This window comes from Planosporangium mesophilum, from assembly GCF_016863255.1.
Lineage (GTDB): Bacteria > Actinomycetota > Actinomycetes > Mycobacteriales > Micromonosporaceae > Planosporangium > Planosporangium mesophilum.
Window position 1 is genome coordinate 170,520 of sequence record NZ_BOON01000027.1, and the last position, 16,052, is coordinate 186,571.

General features: G+C 70.7%; 18 protein-coding genes and 1 pseudogene. 12 read left to right on the forward strand and 7 right to left on the reverse strand.

The window, feature by feature from the left end; genetic code table 11:
* Positions 1-63: 63 nt before the first annotated feature.
* From Pme01_RS14400 to Pme01_RS14440, 9 genes are read left to right on the forward strand one after another with little or no spacing between them, the layout of a single operon-like run.
* A complete protein-coding gene (locus tag Pme01_RS14400) occupies positions 64-1,632 on the forward strand; it encodes a 4-hydroxyphenylacetate 3-hydroxylase N-terminal domain-containing protein (RefSeq protein WP_168117747.1) in 1,569 nt (522 codons plus the stop codon).
* A gap of 20 nt (positions 1,633-1,652) precedes the next feature.
* Positions 1,653-1,931: a muconolactone Delta-isomerase gene (gene catC, locus Pme01_RS14405; protein ID WP_168117746.1), complete on the forward strand. Its 279-nt coding sequence runs from the start codon at positions 1,653-1,655 to the stop codon at positions 1,929-1,931.
* 34 nt (positions 1,932-1,965) lie between these two features.
* On the forward strand, positions 1,966-2,778 hold the full coding sequence (locus tag Pme01_RS14410; RefSeq protein WP_168117745.1) for a dioxygenase family protein: 813 nt from the start codon (positions 1,966-1,968) through the stop codon (positions 2,776-2,778).
* 60 nt (positions 2,779-2,838) lie between these two features.
* The gene (locus Pme01_RS14415) at positions 2,839-3,942 is read left to right on the forward strand and encodes a mandelate racemase/muconate lactonizing enzyme family protein (protein WP_168117744.1); all 1,104 of its coding nucleotides are present in this window, start codon (positions 2,839-2,841) and stop codon (positions 3,940-3,942) included.
* A gap of 9 nt (positions 3,943-3,951) precedes the next feature.
* On the forward strand, positions 3,952-4,746 hold the full coding sequence (pcaD, locus tag Pme01_RS14420; protein WP_168117743.1) for a 3-oxoadipate enol-lactonase: 795 nt from the start codon (positions 3,952-3,954) through the stop codon (positions 4,744-4,746).
* A 4-nt stretch (positions 4,747-4,750) separates the two neighbouring features.
* Positions 4,751-6,310, forward strand: a complete 1,560-nt coding sequence (locus Pme01_RS14425) for an AMP-binding protein (RefSeq protein ID WP_168117742.1) — start codon at positions 4,751-4,753, stop codon at positions 6,308-6,310.
* On the forward strand, positions 6,307-6,465 hold the full coding sequence (locus Pme01_RS14430) for a hypothetical protein (RefSeq protein ID WP_168117741.1): 159 nt from the start codon (positions 6,307-6,309) through the stop codon (positions 6,463-6,465). The genes Pme01_RS14425 and Pme01_RS14430 overlap by 4 nt, the downstream gene beginning before the upstream one ends.
* Positions 6,462-7,253, forward strand: coding sequence for a citryl-CoA lyase (locus Pme01_RS14435; protein WP_168117740.1), 792 nt, complete (start codon positions 6,462-6,464; stop codon positions 7,251-7,253). The genes Pme01_RS14430 and Pme01_RS14435 overlap by 4 nt, the downstream gene beginning before the upstream one ends.
* Positions 7,254-7,257: 4 nt before the next feature.
* Positions 7,258-8,784, forward strand: coding sequence for a 4-hydroxyphenylacetate 3-hydroxylase N-terminal domain-containing protein (locus Pme01_RS14440; RefSeq protein ID WP_168117739.1), 1,527 nt, complete (start codon positions 7,258-7,260; stop codon positions 8,782-8,784).
* A 200-nt stretch (positions 8,785-8,984) separates the two neighbouring features.
* On the opposite strand, the gene Pme01_RS14445 is transcribed toward Pme01_RS14440, so the two are convergent.
* From Pme01_RS14445 to Pme01_RS14475, 6 genes and pseudogenes are all read right to left on the reverse strand, one after another.
* Positions 8,985-9,482 (reverse strand): hypothetical protein, encoded by a 498-nt coding sequence (locus Pme01_RS14445; protein WP_168117738.1) that lies wholly within the window; start codon positions 9,480-9,482, stop codon positions 8,985-8,987.
* A 404-nt stretch (positions 9,483-9,886) separates the two neighbouring features.
* Positions 9,887-10,114: pseudogene (locus Pme01_RS14455) on the reverse strand (penicillin acylase family protein); the annotation flags it as partial.
* Between the two features lie 165 nt (positions 10,115-10,279).
* Positions 10,280-12,334, reverse strand: coding sequence for an acyl-CoA dehydrogenase family protein (locus tag Pme01_RS14460; protein WP_168117737.1), 2,055 nt, complete (start codon positions 12,332-12,334; stop codon positions 10,280-10,282).
* Positions 12,331-13,014, reverse strand: coding sequence for a TetR family transcriptional regulator (locus Pme01_RS14465; protein ID WP_203935622.1), 684 nt, complete (start codon positions 13,012-13,014; stop codon positions 12,331-12,333). Before Pme01_RS14465 ends, Pme01_RS14460 begins: the two co-directional genes overlap by 4 nt.
* Positions 13,015-13,096: 82 nt before the next feature.
* Positions 13,097-13,432: a YnfA family protein gene (locus Pme01_RS14470; RefSeq protein ID WP_168117735.1), complete on the reverse strand. Its 336-nt coding sequence runs from the start codon at positions 13,430-13,432 to the stop codon at positions 13,097-13,099.
* Between the two features lie 207 nt (positions 13,433-13,639).
* On the reverse strand, positions 13,640-14,149 hold the full coding sequence (locus Pme01_RS14475) for an FBP domain-containing protein (protein WP_168117734.1): 510 nt from the start codon (positions 14,147-14,149) through the stop codon (positions 13,640-13,642).
* Between Pme01_RS14475 and Pme01_RS14480 the strand changes: the two genes are divergently transcribed.
* Both Pme01_RS14480 and Pme01_RS14485 read left to right on the forward strand, forming a co-directional pair.
* Positions 14,148-14,285 carry a hypothetical protein gene (locus Pme01_RS14480; protein WP_168117733.1) on the forward strand — a complete coding sequence of 46 codons (138 nt, stop codon included), beginning with the start codon at positions 14,148-14,150 and terminating at the stop codon, positions 14,283-14,285. The two genes, Pme01_RS14475 and Pme01_RS14480, sit on opposite strands and share 2 nt — an antisense overlap.
* 130 nt (positions 14,286-14,415) lie before the next feature.
* Positions 14,416-15,294, forward strand: coding sequence for an LLM class flavin-dependent oxidoreductase (locus tag Pme01_RS14485; RefSeq protein ID WP_168117732.1), 879 nt, complete (start codon positions 14,416-14,418; stop codon positions 15,292-15,294).
* A gap of 142 nt (positions 15,295-15,436) precedes the next feature.
* On the opposite strand, the gene Pme01_RS14490 is transcribed toward Pme01_RS14485, so the two are convergent.
* A complete protein-coding gene (locus Pme01_RS14490; protein ID WP_168117731.1) occupies positions 15,437-15,817 on the reverse strand; it encodes a VOC family protein in 381 nt (126 codons plus the stop codon).
* Positions 15,818-15,972: 155 nt separating this feature from the next.
* Here Pme01_RS14490 and Pme01_RS31785 point away from each other — a divergent pair.
* The coding region (locus tag Pme01_RS31785; RefSeq protein ID WP_203935630.1) for a helix-turn-helix domain-containing protein at positions 15,973-16,052 on the forward strand (80 nt) is incomplete at its 3' end.

Here is a 16,052-nt window from a genome sequence, read left to right on the forward strand (position 1 = left end):
CCGCTCCCGGTGCCGCACCCCGCGGCGGCGCCGGTGGCCGCCCACACCCATCTAGGAGGAACCATGTCGACCGATACGGCGCCGGCGCAGACCGGTACGGGCGCGGCGACGCGGCCGCTGACCGGCGAGGAGTACCTGGAGAGCATCCGCGACGGCCGCGAGGTCTGGATCTACGGCGAGCGCGTCGAGGATGTCACCACCCACCCGGCGTTCCGCAACAGCGCCCGGATGATCGCGCGGATGTACGACGCGCTGCACGACCCCGAGCGCAACCAGAAGATCGTGGTGCCCACCGACAGCGGCAACGGCTACACCCACGCGTTCTTCAAGGCCCCGTACAGCTCCGCCGATCTGCGCGCCTCCGCCGACGCCATCGCGGAGTTCTCCCGGCTCACCTACGGCTGGCTGGGGCGCAGCCCCGACTACAAGGCCAGCTTCCTGTCCACACTGGGCTCCAACACCGACTTCTACGCCCCGTACGACGCCAACGCCCGCCGCTGGTACCGCGAGGCGCAGGAGAAGTGCCTGTACTTCAACCACGCGATCGTCAACCCGCCGATCGACCGCAACCGGGCCGCCGACGACGTCCGCGATGTCAACGTCCACGTGGTACGCGAGACCGATGAGGGGATCATCGTCAGCGGCGCCAAGGTGGTCGCGACCGGGTCGGCGTTCACCCACTACAACTTCATCGGCAGCTACGCGCCGGTGCGCAGCAAGGACTTCAGCGCCATCTTCATCGTCCCGATGAACGCCAAGGGCGTGAAGCTGTTCTGCCGACCGTCGTACGAGTTCATGGCCGCGACCGTGGGCAGCCCGTTCGACTACCCGCTCACCAGCCGGCTGGACGAGAACGACGCCATCTTCGTCTTCGACGAGGTCCTGGTGCCGTGGGAGAACGTGTTCTGCTATGAGCCGGAGAAGGCCAACAACTTCTTCGTCGGCTCCGGCTTCATCTTCCGGGCCATGATGCACGGCTGCGTCCGGCTCGCGGTCAAGTTCGACTTCCTGTGCGGCCTGCTGCTCAAGGGCCTGGACATGACCGGGACGGCGGAGTTCCGCGGCGTGCAGAGCCGCGTCGGTGAGCTGCTCAACTACCGCAACCTGTTCTGGACCTGCGTCGACTCGATGGTCAACAACCCCACGCCGTGGAACGACGGCACCATGCTGCCCAACGCCGACGCGTGCATGACCTACCGGATGATGTCGACGATCGCCTACCCGCGGGCCAAGGAGATCTTCGAGCAGGACCTCGGCAGCGCACTGATCTACCAGAACTCCAACGCCATCGACTGGCAGACCCCGGAGATGCGGCCGTACCTGGAGAAGTACGTGCGCGGCTCCAACGGCCACTCCGGCGTCGAGCGCATCAAGCTGATGAAGCTGATCTGGGACGCCATCGGCACCGAGTTCGGCGGCCGCCACGAGCTGTACGAGCGCAACTACTCCGGCAACCACGAGGCGGTCCGGCTGGAGACCCTGTGGGGCCAGATGTCCAGCGGCCAGACCGACCGGTACCGCGAGTTCGTCGACCGCTGCCTGGCCGAGTACGACCTCGACGGCTGGACCGTGCCCGACCTGATCAACTCCGACGACGTCAACGTCGTGCGGCGCCGCCTGACCCAGCGATAACGCGCGAAGGGACGACAACAGTGCTCTTCCTCGCCCAGATGGACGTCACCATCCCGCACGGCATCGACCCCGACGAGCTGGCGAAGCTCAAGGAGGCCGAGAAGCAGCGGGCCCAGGAGATCCAGCGCTCCGGCAAGTGGCCGCACCTGTGGCGGGTCGCCGGCCGGTACGCCAACGTCAGCGTCTTCGACGTCGACAGCGTCGACGAACTGCACGAGCTGCTCTCCTCGCTGCCGATGTTCCCCTTCCTCGACGTCACCGTCACGCCGCTGAGCCGGCACCCGTCAGCCCTGGCCTGACCGCCACCCCGAGAGTCCGAACAGGAGGAAACCGATGACCGACAACCAGCAGGAACGGGTCGCGACCGTCGTCACCGCGGTGATGGACCGCATCCGCGAGGTGATCGTCGAACACAAGGTCACCTACGACGAGTACGCCGCGGCCAAGCAGTACGCCATCGCGCTCGGCGAGGCCGGCGAGTGGCCGCTCTTCGGCGACGTGTTCTTCGAGTCGACCGTGGAGCGGGTCGACTCCGAGGGGCGCGAGGGCAGCGCCGGGGCCATCGAGGGCCCGTACTACATCCCGGACTCGCCGCTGCTGGAGCGGCCGTACGTGATGCCGATGCGCGACGACGAGCCCGGCGACGTGCTCATCTTCTCGGGCACCGTGTGCGGCGCCGACGGCACCCCGCTGGCCGACGCCCAGATCGAGATGTGGCACAGCGACAACGACGGCACCTACTCGGGCATCCCGTACCCCGACGACCGGCAGCTGCCGCCGCCGTTCAACCTGCGGGGCCGCTTCACCACCGATGAGAACGGCCGGTTCGAGGTACGCACCATCATCCCGGTGCCGTACGAGATCCCCAAGGGCGGCCCGACCGGCGCCCTGCTGCGGGCCGCCGGCTGGCACGCCTTCCGCCCGGCCCACCTGCACTGCATCACCTCGGCGCCGGGGTACGCGTCCCTGACCAGCCAGCTCTACTTCGACGAGGACCCGTACATCGACTCCGACATCGCCAGCGCGGTCAAGCCGGAGCTGACCCTCCAGCTCACCAAGCACGACGACGCGGCCGACCTCGCGGCGCGGGGCCTGGACCGCCCGTACTTCAGCACCTCGTACGAGTTCCGCCTCCCGCGGGCCTGATCCGTTCCCCGTGGCGGCGGCGCCCGGCGTCGCCGCCACGGATCAACCGAAAGGCACGCAGTGAAGATCACCGCGATCGAAGCGATTCCGTTCAACATCCCGCTCACCACCCCGACCGTGTTCGCGCACGCGGGCATCGACAGCGCCGAGCACGTCCTCATCCGGGTGCACACCGACGACGGCGTCGTCGGGCAGGCCGAGGCGCCGGCCCGCCCGTTCACGTACGGGGAGTCGCAGGAGTCGATCGTCAAGGCGATCAACGCCTGGTTCGCCCCGGCGATGGTCGGCCTCGACCCGCTCCGGCGCGAGGTGTACCGGGACCGGATGAGCTGGCTGGTGCACAACCACACCGCCCGAGGCGCGGTCGACATGGCCGTCTGGGACGTCATCGGCCAGGCCCTCGGCCAGCCCTGCCACCTGCTGCTGGGCGGCTACACCGAGTCGATGGCGGTGGCGCACATCCTGTTCGCCCGCTCGCCCGAGGGCATGGTCGAGGAGGCGCTCGAACTGCGGGAGCGCTGCGGCTTCAACACGTTCAAGGTGAAGGTCGGCAAGGACGTCGGAACCGACATCCGGGCGGTACGGGGGCTGCGGGCCGCGCTCGGCGCCGACGTCGAGCTGTACGTCGACGCCAACAAGGGGTGGAGCGCCGACGACGCGATCCGGGTCCTGCCGGTGATGCGCGAGGTCGGCGTCACCATGCTGGAGGAGCCGACCCCGGCGTTCGAGCCCCTCGCGCGCCGCCGGGTCGCAGCAGCCAGCGAGATCCCGATCCTGGGCGACGAGAGCGTCACCCGCCTCGGTGAGGTGGCCCGCGAGATCCTCGACAACCACTCCCAGCTGATCAGCATCAAGGTCGCCCGTACCGGCTTCACCGAGTCCGAGCGCATCGTCGGCCTCTGCGAGGGGCTCGGCGTGGGCATGGCGATGGGCAGCCAGATGGACGGCATGGTCGGCACCCTCGCGACGCTGGCGTTCGGCGCCGCGTTCCGCAGCACCAGCCTGCGCGCCGGCGAGCTGGACTACTTCATGCAGCTCACCGACGACCTGCTGACCGAGCCGCTGGTCGTCACCGACGGGCAGCTACGGGTGCCCGGCAAGCCCGGCATCGGTATCGAGATCGACGAAGCCAAGCTCGCGCACTACCGCATCGACACCGACTAGGAGGCCACAGTGGACACAGGTAACCGCACCGCCCGGCTCAACTACCGGGTGGACGGGCCGGACGACGCCCCGGTCGTGGTGTTCGGCCCGTCGCTCGGTACCGACCTCGGGCTGTTCGAGCCGCAGGCCGCCGCGCTCGCCGGGCGGTACCGCGTCATCCGCCACGACCTGCGCGGGCACGGCGGCTCCGAGGTGCCGGCGGGCCCGTACACGATCGGTGAGCTGGCCGGGGACGTCATCGCGCTGCTTGACTCGCTCGGCGTGCAGCGGTTCAGCTACTGCGGCGTGTCGATCGGCGGCGCCATCGGGCAGTGGCTCGGCGTGCACCACGCCGACCGGCTCGACGCGCTGGTTATCTGCGCGTCGGCGGCGCGCTTCGCCGACCCTGAGTCGTGGCCGGTACGAGCCGCGAAGGTACGCGCCGAGGGCACCGAGTTCCTGGTGCCGTCGCGTACCGGCGCCTGGTTCACCCCCGGCTTCGCTGCTCGTGAACCGGAGCGCGCCGAGTGGCTGCTGGGGATGCTGCGCACCACGCCGCCCGAGGGGTACGCCGGCTGCTGCGAGGCGATCGGCGTCTTCGACGTACGCGACCGGCTGGCCGGGATCACCGCACCGACCCTCGTCCTCGCCGGCTCCGAGGATCCGGCGACCCCGGTCGACATGGTGCGGCAGATCGCCGACGGGATCCCGGGCGCCCGGTTCCAGGTCGTCGAGGACGCCTCCCACCTGCTCAACGTCGAGAAGCCGGAGATCGCCAACGCGGCGATCGCCGAGCACCTCGCCGCGATCACGCGAACCGAGTGACGCCGTGACCCGGACGATTCCCACGCTGCTGGCCGCCGCGGCCCGTGTCCACGGTCCCCGCACCTGGCTGCGGACCGACGACCTGGAACTGTCCTTCGAGGCGGCCGCCGGCCGGGTCGCCGCGATCGCGCACCGGCTGCGCGGCGCGGGCGTCGGCCGGGGCGACCTCGTCGTCCTCACCGCCCGAAACGAGCCGGAGTACCTGCTGGTCCACCTCGCGGTCACGGCGCTGGGCGCCGTGGCCGTGCCGACCAACCCTCGCGGCTCGCAGGCCGAGCTGTGCGGGCTGCTCACCCAGGTCGCCGGCGGCCTCCGCGCCGTCGTCACCGACCGCGGCCTGTGCGATGTGGTCGCGGACGCGCTGCGCGAGGCGCACGTGTCGGTGCCGCTCCTCGACGCCGGTCAGCTCGCCGCCGCCCCGCCGGCGGCGGACCTGGCGGTGCTCGACGCCTCCTGCGTCGAGGAGACCGACGTCGCCGTGATGATCCCGACCTCGGGCACCACCGGCCGCTCCAAGCTGGTGATGCAGACCCACCGCGCCCACGTCATGGCCGGGGAGGGCTTCCCGTACTGGATGGAGCTCACCGCCGACGACCGGCTCATGACCTCGCTGCCGCTGTTTCACACCAACGCCCTCGCGTACTCCACGATGGGCTCGTTGAGCTGCGGAGCGGGCCTGGTCCTGCTGCCACGCTTCTCCGCCTCCGGGTTCCTGGACACGGCCCGGCGCCACGGGGCGACGTCGTTCAACGCGATCGGGGCGATGCTGGAGTTCCTGATGGAGCAGCCGCCCCGGCCCGACGACGCCGAAACGCCGCTGCGCAGCTGCTACGTGGCGCCGTCCCCGCCCCGCGAACGCCACCTGGAGATCGAGCGCCGCTTCGGCATCCGGCTGTCCTGCGGGTACGGCATGTCCGAGAGCCTGTACGGGATGTCGTGGCGGCCGGGGACCCGACCGTTCGGCACGCTCGGCTGGCCCCGCCAGCACCCGACGCTGGGCGAGGTCAACGAGGCGCGGGTGGTCGACGAGGCCGGGCGCGACGCCGCCGACGGGGCGACCGGCGAGCTGCTGCTGCGCAACCCCACCCTCACCCGCGGGTACTACGGCATGCCCGACGAGACGGCCGCCGCGCTCGCCGGCGGCTGGCTGCACACCGGCGACCTGGTCACCCGCAACGCCGACGGCACCTTCACCTTCGTCGCCCGCAAGAAGGAGGTGATCCGGCGGCGCGGCGAGAACCTGTCCCCGGCCGAGGTGGAGCAGGCCCTGCGGGCGCATCCGCAGGTCGTCGAGTGCGCGGTCGTCGGCGTACCGGCGGGGATGGCCGAGGAGGAGGTCAAGGCGTACGTCCTGCTCGCCGGCGACGTCCCGGTGCCGCCCTCGCAGCTCGCCGAGTGGGTCGCCGGGCGGCTCGCCGCGTTCAAGGTGCCCCGGTTCTGGCAGTTCGTCGACACCATCCCCACCACGCCGACCGGGCGCATCGCCAAGCACCGGCTGCCGGGCGCCGACGAGGGGGTCGAGTACGACCTGGCCGCGCCGCGTACGTCGACGGTCCGATCATGAGCGCGGCGAACCCGGCGCTCGCCGCTCCGGTGGCCCGCAGCACGCCGATTGCCGGCTACGCCCTGGGCAGCTGCCTGCTGGCCGCGGCGTTCCTGGGCATCGGGCGGCGCGTACCGCTCGGAATGGACACCGGCCACGAAGGAGACTCCCGATGAGTACGACATACCGCACCAGCCTCGGCACCTCCGACCTGCACAGCATCCGGCTGATGGGCCGCGACCTGTCCGGCGAGCTGATGGGGGAGGTGCCGTTCGGGGACCTCGCGTTCTGGATGGTCGCGATGCGCCGGCCCACGCCGGGGGAGAGCCGCCTGTTCAACGCGGTCCTGGTCGCGCTGGCCGACCACGGCTTCACCCCGACGGTGATCGCGGCCAGGATGACGCTGGCCAGCGCGCCGGAGTCGATCCAGGGCGCGATGTCCGCCGGGCTGCTGGGCGGAGGGTCGCGGTTCCTCGGCGTCACCGAGGACGCCGCGCGCTTCCTCGCCGAGGGCCTCGCCGGGGCGGGCGCTGACGGGCCGAGGGCCGACGCCGACTACGACGCGCTCGCCCGGGAGCTGCTGGCGGCCCGCACGGGTGACCGGCGCCCGATCCCCGGGCTCGGCCACCCCGTCCACAAGGACGGCGACCCCCGCACCCCGGTCATCTACCGGATCGCCGAGGAGGAGAAGGTGCTCGGCCCGCACCTGGCCCTGCTCGCCGCCGTCGGCCGGGTACACCCCGAGATCCTCGGTCGCACGCTGCCGATCAACGGCGCCGGCGTGTGCGGCGCCGCCCTGGCAGACCTCGGCTTCCCGCCGCTCATCGCGCGCGGGTTCGCGCTGGTGGCGAGGGCGGCCGGGGTGCTGGCCCACATCGCCGAGGAGATGCGCGACCCGATCGGCCTGCAGCTGTACCAGGCCGTTGACCGCAATGCCGAGTACGTGGACCCCACCAAGGAGTGACGAGATGACCGCTGTGATCCCCTTCACCGGAGACGAGTACCTGGAGAGCCTGCGCGACGGCCGCGAGGTCTACATCTACGGCGAGCGCGTCGACGACGTGACCACCCACCCGGCGTTCCGCAACAGCGCCCGCTCGATCGCCCGGCTCTACGACGCGCTGCACGACGATCCACAGGGGACGATCACGGGACCCACCGACACCGGCAACGGCGGGTTCACCCACAAGTTCTTCAAGGTGCCGCGCTCCGCGCAGGACCTCCTCGAGGCGCGCGACGCGATCGCCGGCTGGCAGCGCCTGTCGTACGGCTGGCTGGGCCGCTCGCCCGACTACAAGGCGTCGTTCCTCGGCTGCCTCGGCGGCAACACCGAGTTCTTCGACCCGTACCAGGACAACGCGCGCCGCTGGTACCGCGAGACCCAGGAGCGGGTGTACTTCCTCAACCACGCCCTCGCGAACCCGCCGGTCGACCGGCACCGCCCGGCGGACGAGGTTGGTGACGTCTTCGTGCGGGTCGTGGAGGAGAACGACAACGGCCTCGTGGTCTCCGGCGCCAAGTGCGTCGCCACCGGCTCGGCGCTGACCCACTACAACTTCATCGGCCACTACGGCATGCCGCTCAACAAGCGCGAGTACGCCGTGATCTTCATGCTGCCGATGAACGCGCCCGGCGTGAAGCTCATCTCGCGGGCGTCGTACGAGTACCAGGCCACCGTCTCCGGCAGCCCGTTCGACTACCCGCTCTCCAGCCGGTTCGACGAGAACGACGGCATCATGGTGCTCGACCGGGTGCAGATCCCGTGGGAGAACGTGTTCGCCTACGGCGACCCGGACAAGGTCAACGGCTTCACGCCCCGGTCCGGATGGCTGCCGCGGCTGACGTTCCACGGCCTGACCCGGCTCTGCGTCAAGCTCGACTTCATCGCCGGCTGCGTGCTCAAGGCGGTGGAGATCGCCGGCACCAACCAGTACCGCGGGGTCCAGGCGCACGTCGGCGAGATCCTGGCCTGGCGCAACATGTTCTGGGGGCTCACCGAGGCGATGGCCCGCAACCCCACGCCCTGGGTGGGCGACGCCGTGCTGCCCAACAACGACCAGGGCGCCGCCTACCGGGTGCTCGCCCCGGTGGCGTACCCGCGCATCAAGGGCATCATCGAGAACCACGTCGCCAGCGGGCTCATCTACGTCAACTCGCACGCCCAGGACTGGAAGAGCTCCGAGGTGCGGCCGCTGCTCGACAAGTACCTGCGCGGGTCGAACGGAGTGGAGGCGCTCGACCGGGTCAAGCTGATGAAGCTGCTCTGGGACGCCATGGGTTCGGAGTTCGGCGGGCGGCACGAGTTGTACGAGCGCAACTACGCCGGCAACCAGGAGGACACCCGAATCCACCTGCTCATGGGCGCGCAGGCGGCCGGGACGACCGACGAGCTGATGGGCTTCGTGGAGCAGTGCCTCGGGGAGTACGACCTGGACGGCTGGACCGCGAAGCACCTGATCGACCCGGGGGAGTACAGCACGATCACGAAGAGCTGATGGCTGGGAGGCAGGTACTACAGCTCGGGATCGGTCCGTACCCGAGTCGACGGCGAGAAGGCCGAATGTGGGTGGTGGCCGGCTCACTGGCCGTGTCCCGGGCCGGCGCCGGACCTGACCCCTGGGCGTCCAGTTCGTCGATCCCGGTACCGGGTTCTACGAGCGGCTCGGGTTCGTCGCAAGCCGCGAGGGCATGAAGCTCAGTCTGGGGTCAGTGGCAGTTCGACCGGCTCGGCCGCCGCGCCGGCCGGTGAGGAGTGCTGCGGCGCGGGGCGGGCCGGCAGTCGCGAGTGCCGGTGGTTGCGCACGGCAACCTCGCAGGTGACGAGGCGGATGGGCGGGGGCGGTGCGACGAACGGCCCCCGCCCCCACCGCACCCAGAGCGCGACCCTGCCGGCGTCGGCCTCGGCGAGCAGCTTCTCCACGGTACGGCGGCGGTCGGTGCGGTCCACCTCGATCACGACGGGACGACCGACTGGACGAGCACAGGCGACGTCCACGACCGAGTGCTGGTTCTGGTACGGGGCGGGCAGCGGGACGACACTCGTGGCGCGCCGGTACACCCGAAAGCCCTGGGCCTCACCCCACGCGGCGACCGCGTCGACGAGCAGGGCGGTGACCGCGTCCGTCGACCGGTCCACGAACGTGAGCCGGTCCAGGTGCGCCGCCAGTGAGGCGGCGAGCGCGTCGTCGTTCACGGTCCGCTCCGGTTGCCGCGCGGGACGATCAGCCCGGTCTCACAGGCGACGACGACCGCCTGCGCCCGGTCCCGCAGGCCGAACTTGCCCCGCACTCGGCTCGCGTGCGTCTTCACGGTCTCATCGCCGACCCGAGCCGCTCGGCGACGTCATGGGGCCCATAGGCGCTGCGACATGATTCCCCACCCACCGCGCCCCAACCGGCGCTTCGCGCGGAGCCCTCTGACACTCGCTCATTGGTTCACCATGATTTCGCTCGATCCGACAATGGTTCGGGCGCACCGGTGACCGTCGGGCCCGGCCACGACGGGCGTCGCCGACGGTACCTCCTCGGGAGGGGGAGCACCGCGTCGACCAGGAAGCCGGAGGAGCGCCTCGCCGGTGAGCTCCTCGTTGGCGACTGATCACTTGCCCGGCATGTAACTCCGCTCGATATGGCCCTTGAGGTCATCGGGGTAGAAGTAGACGGGCCGGAGGTTGCCGGTCGCGTAGCGTTCGGCCTGGTCGTTGAAGTGCGGCGAGTCGGGATGCCCGCTCGTGCCCCCGGCCGTTACCGCCCAGGCGCGCAGCCTCGGGCCGAACTCCACCACCGCCACGAAGCTGTTGCCGCTGGTGCCGTAGTAGCGCTTCGTTCCCGGCCAGCGCCGGCCGGGCGGGCACCCGCGGGCGCCTCACCGGCCGGCATCGGTGAACATCGGCTCGGCCATTCTCGGGCCCGGTCACCGCGGGACACCGCCGACGTCACGGGGACGCGGGTGAACCTCGCCGTGACGGATGGCTCACTCGGAGGCCACCCCTCACTGGGCGGGGGCGACCTCCAGGTCGGTGGCGCTCGCCGACGGGGTCTGCGCGCCCTCGGCCTCGGCCCGCACCGCGGCGTCGCGGGCGGCCATGGCCTCCTGCCGGTCGTGCTCCTCGCGCAGGATCGCGGTGGCTTTCCACGCTTGAGGGATGGCGAACGCGTCGACCAGCGTGATCATGTGCGGCCGCAGCTCGTGGAGTAGTTGGTTCACCGTGGCGGTGAGCATCTTGGCGCGGGTGGGGGTCAGCCGGTCGTGCTCGAGGAACCACGCCTTGTCCTGTTCGATGGTCGACAGCGCGTAGAGGTCGCAGACCTTCTCGAGCAGCGCCTTCGCGCCCGCGTCCGTCGTCCGCTCGATGCCGGCGACGAACGCCTCGAGCACCACCCGGTCGACGTGCGCCTGCGCGGTGCGCAGCACGTGGTCCTGGACGTCGTTGAACATGTCGAACGGCTTCATGCCGTCGGTCGCGGCGTTCTTGCGCAGCCGCCGGATCGCGCCCTCGAGCACGTGTTTCTCGCGGTCCTCGAAGATCTTCAGCTGCCAGCCGCGGTCGAGCATCGGTACGTCGTCGTCGCGTCCGGGGACGGCGTCGACGAGCCGCTGGATCAGCCCGCGGGCCGCCGTCCGTTCCAGCACCGTCTCGCGGACCAGGTCGGCGATGAAGCCGATCCTGCCCCAGCCGTCGAGCGAGCCGAACGTGTCGCGGTAGCCGGTGAGCAGGCCCTTCGCGACCAGCTGCAGCAGCACCGTGTTGTCGCCCTCGAAGGTGGTGAAGACGTCGGTGTCGGCCTTCAGGTGCGGCAGCCGGTTCTCCTGCAGGTAGCCGGCGCCGCCGCAGGCCTCGCGGCAGAGCTGGATGGTGCGGGTGGCGTGCCAGGTCTGCGCGACCTTGAGCCCGGCGGCGCGGGACTCGAGCTCGCGCTGGGCGGCCTCGTCGATCTCCTCGCCGTGCTCGTGCACCGCCGTCTGGACGTCGTGCATCTGGCTCACCAGCTCGCCCTGCGCGAAGTGCAGCGCGTAGGTGGTGGCCAGCGCCGGTAGCAGCTTGCGCTGGTGCGCGAGGTAGTCGTTGATGACGATCTCGCGCCCCTCGCCGGGAGCAGCGAACTGGCGGCGGATGTCGCCGTAGCGGACCGCGATGTCCAGCGCCAGCTTCGTGGCCGAGCCGGCCGAGCCGCCCACGCTCACCCGCCCGCGCACCAGCGTGCCGAGCTGGGTGAAGAAGCGCCGGGTCTCGTTGCCGATGCTCGACGTGTAGGTGCCGTCCTCGGCCACCTGCCCGTACCGGTCGAGCAGCATGTCGCGGGGGACCTTGACGTGGTCGAAGGTTAGCCGGCCGTTGTCGACGCCGTTGAGGCCGGCCTTGGGGCCGGCGTCGCCGAGGGTCACGCCGGGCATCGGGTTGCCCTGCTCGTCGCGGATCCGCACCAGCCAGGCGTGCACCCCGTGGTTGGTCCCCTGGGTGATCAGCTGTGCGAAGACGACGGCCATCCGCCCGTCCTTGGCCGCGTTGCCGATGTAGTCCTTGCGCGCGGCCTCGTGCGGGGTGTGCAGGTCGAACGTCTGCGTCTCGGGATCGTAGGTGCACGTCGTCCGCAGCTGCTGGACGTCGGAGCCGTGCCCGGTCTCGGTCATCGCGAAGCAGCCGGGCAGGTCGAAGCTGATGATGTCGCGCAGGTACGCGTCGTGGTGCCGCTTGGTGCCGAGCAGCTGAACGGCGCCACCGAACAGACCCCACTGGACACCGGCCTTGACCATCAGCGACAGGTCGCCGAAGGCGAGCATCTCGATCGAGGTGACCGAGCCGCCGGAGTCGGCCTGGCCGCCGTACTCCTTGGGAAAGCCCAGGCCGACCCGGCCGGAGTCGGCCAGCTTCTTGGCCATGCGGGTGACTCGCTCGCGGGCCTGGAGCACGCTCTCGCCGTAGACCGGGAGGAACTCCTCGTCGTGCAGGTTGTCCCGGGCGTCGCGGCGCACGTGCGCCCAGCGGCCGTCGAGGACGTCGCGGATCTCGGCCGGATCCACGCTTGAGGGCACGGTACTGGTCACTTCTCCTCCTGAGGTGCGACGCCGGAGAGTCCGGCCCAGGCCAGATCGGTCAGGTGGGATGCGAGTTCGCTGCGGAGCATGGGGCGTTCGGCGCGGAGCCACCAGTCGGCGGCCGAGCGGACCAGCCCGACGACGCCGTGCCCCCAGGGCGCGGCGGCCGCGGTGTCCCGGCCCGCCTGCCGCAGCGCGACCGCGACGACGGCGGCCGCCTGCTCGCCTACGAGGTCGGACAGGCTGCTCAGCGGGTCGCTGCCGGCAGGCCGGTCGAGGGTCTGCGGGTGGACGACGAACCGGTACAGCTCGGGGTCGGCCTCGAGGAACGCCAGGTAGGCCTCGATCGCCGCAGCGACCATGTCCCGGGGCCGGTCGCTGCTCTCGATCGCCGCCCGCAGCTTGGGCAGCAGCTGCGCCGCCACCCGGTTGCAGACCGCGATGTAGAGCTCGGCACGGTCGGCGAAGTGCCGGTAGACGACGGTCTTGCTCGTGCCCGCCTCGGCGGCGATCTCGTCCATGCCCACGCCGGCGCCGTGCTTGGCTACCGCGGCCAGGGTCGCGTCGACCAGCTGCTGGCGCCGGGCACGTCGGTGCTCATCCCACCGGGAGTCGCGCCGGTCCCGCTCCGCCTTCGAGGCGCGGCGATCACGCGGCTTCGCGATCTTGTCCTGCGACGAGCGTCTCACCGCCTCGGCTTTCATGATACCGAGAGTACCTAATACCGCCGGTACCGACAATCCATCGACGCCGTCCGAGGCGGGATCAGCGTCAGGCGCCGCGTGGTGGGTACATGATCACGGCGACGCCGATGAGACAGAGGGCCGCGCCGATGATGTCGTAACGGTCAGGGCGAAACTTGTCGACGACCATGCCCCAGGCGAGGGAACCGGCGACGAACACGCCGCCGTAGGCGGCCAGGATTCGGCCGAAGTGCGGGTCGGGCTGGAAGGTCGCCACGAAGCCGTACAGGCCGAGGGCGATGATCCCGCCGGCGATCCACAGCGCGCCCCGGTGCTCGCGCCAGCCCTGCCACACCAGCCATGCGCCGCCGATCTCGGCAAGGGCGGCGAGCAGGAACAGCAGGATGGAGCGCGCGATCGTCACGCGTCAGACCGTACTGCGACCAACTCGCTGTTCTCACTGGTGGTACTGCGGCAGGAGCAGCGACGGCCGACGCAACCGGCCGCGTGTGTACGTCGTCTGCTCGCCCACTACGTTCGCGAGAACGGCAGCCGCGTGTCTGTCGTGGCAGGGCTTGATTCTGTGCGGCCTTGTCCGGTACCGGGCCTCGCGGCCGCATCGTGGCAGTCATCAGCCGGCGGCGATGCGACCGGTGAAGGCGGTCAGGTTGGTCATCGCCCGGTCGACCCGCTCGTCCAGGGTGAGCGTCTCCTGCCGGCGGATCAGGCGCATCCTCGGTTGGCGCTTGCCGCGCAGGTAGAGCGAGCAGGCCAGGTCGGCGCAGAGGTACTCGCCGATGCTGTTGCCCTGCCGCCCGGAGGCCCCGGCCAGCGGCGCGACGAACAGTGCCACTCCCGACGCCCCGTGTTCGGTCAGGCAGACCCGGCACATGCTCGACCGCGTCGCACCGACCTTGCCCGTCTCGGGCCGGCGCAGCACCACGCCGGTCGGGCCGTTCTCGCCGGGCACGACCAGCAGCGCCCGCAGCGGGGCGCCCGGGTCGGTCCAGCCGAGAAAGTCCAGGTCGGCCCAGGGGACGCCGCCGTCGGCAAAGCCCGCGGGCAGCCGGATCCGGCTCGCCTCGCCTCTGCTGCAGTTGACGAAGGAGGCCCGGATCTCCTTCTCGTCAAGTGGTTCCATGGCCGCAACGCTAGGCGACCCGTCGCACCAGGTCACCCGCATTTCGGGCGGCCAGGAGCGCGGTGGTTACGCGATCATGACCTGCGGCGCGGTCACACAGGTCCTCGTACCCCCGGGCAGTGGCCTCGACGGCTAGGCGCAGGGTCGGCGGCTTCACGTCGGCCGCCGACGCCGTCCACGACCAGGTGCGCACCGGTCCCGGCGCCTGGACGGGTTCGGCGGGCTGGTGAGCGATCAACGACGGACCGGCCCGTAGGCTGGCGATCATGCGCATTGGCATCGTCATCCTGCCCGATCAGCGCTGGTCGGATTCGCAGCGTCGTTGGCGGCAGGCCGACGAGTGGGGTTTCGACCACGCCTGGACGTACGATCACCTCGGCTGGCGCGATCTGGTCGACGGTCCCTGGTTCGACTCGATGACCACGCTTACCGCCGCCGCGATGGTCACCTCGCGGATCCGGCTCGGTACCCTCGTGGCCTCGCCCAACTTCCGTCACCCGGCGGCCTTCGCCCGTCAGGTGACGGCACTGGACGACATCTCCGCCGGCCGGCTGCTGCTCGGCATCGGCGCCGGTGGCATCGGCTTCGACGCCGCTGTGCTCGGCGGCGAGACGCTGCCGCCCCGACAGCGGGTGGACCGGTTCACGGAGTTCACCGAACTGCTCGACCTGATTCTGGGTAAGGATGGGACGACCTGGCACGGGGAGTGGTTCGCCGCGGTGGATGCCCGGAACAACCCGGGTAGTATCCAGCAGCCCCGGGTGCCGTTCGTGGTGGCCGCGAACGGCCCGCGCTCGATGCGCCTGGTGGCCCGCTTCGGCCAAGGCTGGGTGACCACCGGGACCGCCGACGACGACCTGGAGAGCTGGTGGTCCTCGGTCGCGGAGCTCTCCGCGCGGATGGACGCGACGCTCGACGCTGCGGGGCGCGATCCGGCCACCCTCGACCGCTACCTGTCGCTCGACTCCGCCCCGGTCTTCTCGCTGACCGGTGCCGAGTTCTTCGCCGAGCAGGTCGCGTGGGCCGCCCGGCTCGGCTTCACCGACGTGGTCACCCACTGGCCCCGGGCCAGCAGCTGGTACGCGGGCGACGAGGCGGTCCTGGTCGACGTCGCCACCCGGCTTCTGCCCGAGCTGCGGGGCTGAAGGGAGACAGCCTCAGCGCTTCCCGTACCCGGTCATCGGGGTGTACTGCGGCGGGCTGGCGATCGTGTATCCACGGATCTGGACCGTAGGGATCGCTCCCGGTGGGTACCGGTCAGGCTGTGGCCGGCGTGGGTACGCCCGGTCACTGGGCGGATTGGAACAGCTCGATGAGGTTGCCAGCGGGGTCGGTGAGAAGGATCTGGCGCCCACCGGGGCCGGCAACCACGTCACTGCGGAACGACACTCCCGCGCTGGTCAGTCGGTGGATTTCGGCATCCAGGTCGTCGACGACCAGATGGATGCGATTGCCTCCGGGAGTGGTGGCGTCGTCGGGGGTGGCGCGGGCGCCCGAGCTGGCCGGCCCGGAAAGCAGCAGCCGGAGCGGGCCGCGTACCACGTCGGCGAAGGCGGGGGCGGCGCTGGTGTTGAGGGTGAAGCCGAGATGGGTGGTGTAGAAGTCGACGGCCGTCTGGACGTCATCAACGAGGTAGCGGACGTTGGCGTACCGGTCGGGTGCGGTCATCTGATTCCTTCCGTGGATACTCGGGCCTTCAGGCCGGGGAGGAAACGGAATGCCTGCGGAGCAGGGCAGGCAAAGCCGATCCGCCGCCAAGGCGGATGGGCGTCTACCCGCGCGTCACCGCAAGGCTCACTAACTAGGCGGCTACTGTGTGAGCCATGTCCGGGACGGTGAAGCGGGCATTCAAGTACCGCTTCTATCCGAGCCCCGAGCAGGCCGCCGAGCTTGCTCGGACGTT

Bases quoted from the DNA above. Each gene is read 5' to 3' on its own strand.
- Pme01_RS14400 (WP_168117747.1), top strand. From the start codon at position 64: ATGTCGACCGATACGGCGCCGGCGCAGACCGGTACGGGCGCGGCGACG.
- Pme01_RS14410 (WP_168117745.1), top strand. From the start codon at position 1,966: ATGACCGACAACCAGCAGGAACGGGTCGCGACCGTCGTCACCGCGGTG.
- Pme01_RS14430 (WP_168117741.1), top strand. From the start codon at position 6,307: ATGAGCGCGGCGAACCCGGCGCTCGCCGCTCCGGTGGCCCGCAGCACG.
- Pme01_RS14435 (WP_168117740.1), top strand. From the start codon at position 6,462: ATGAGTACGACATACCGCACCAGCCTCGGCACCTCCGACCTGCACAGC.
- Pme01_RS14440 (WP_168117739.1), top strand. From the start codon at position 7,258: ATGACCGCTGTGATCCCCTTCACCGGAGACGAGTACCTGGAGAGCCTG.
- Pme01_RS14480 (WP_168117733.1), top strand. From the start codon at position 14,148: ATGGCCGCAACGCTAGGCGACCCGTCGCACCAGGTCACCCGCATTTCG.
- Pme01_RS14475 (WP_168117734.1), bottom strand. From the start codon at position 14,149: ATGGAACCACTTGACGAGAAGGAGATCCGGGCCTCCTTCGTCAACTGC.
- Pme01_RS14485 (WP_168117732.1), top strand. From the start codon at position 14,416: ATGCGCATTGGCATCGTCATCCTGCCCGATCAGCGCTGGTCGGATTCG.
- Pme01_RS14490 (WP_168117731.1), bottom strand. From the start codon at position 15,817: ATGACCGCACCCGACCGGTACGCCAACGTCCGCTACCTCGTTGATGAC.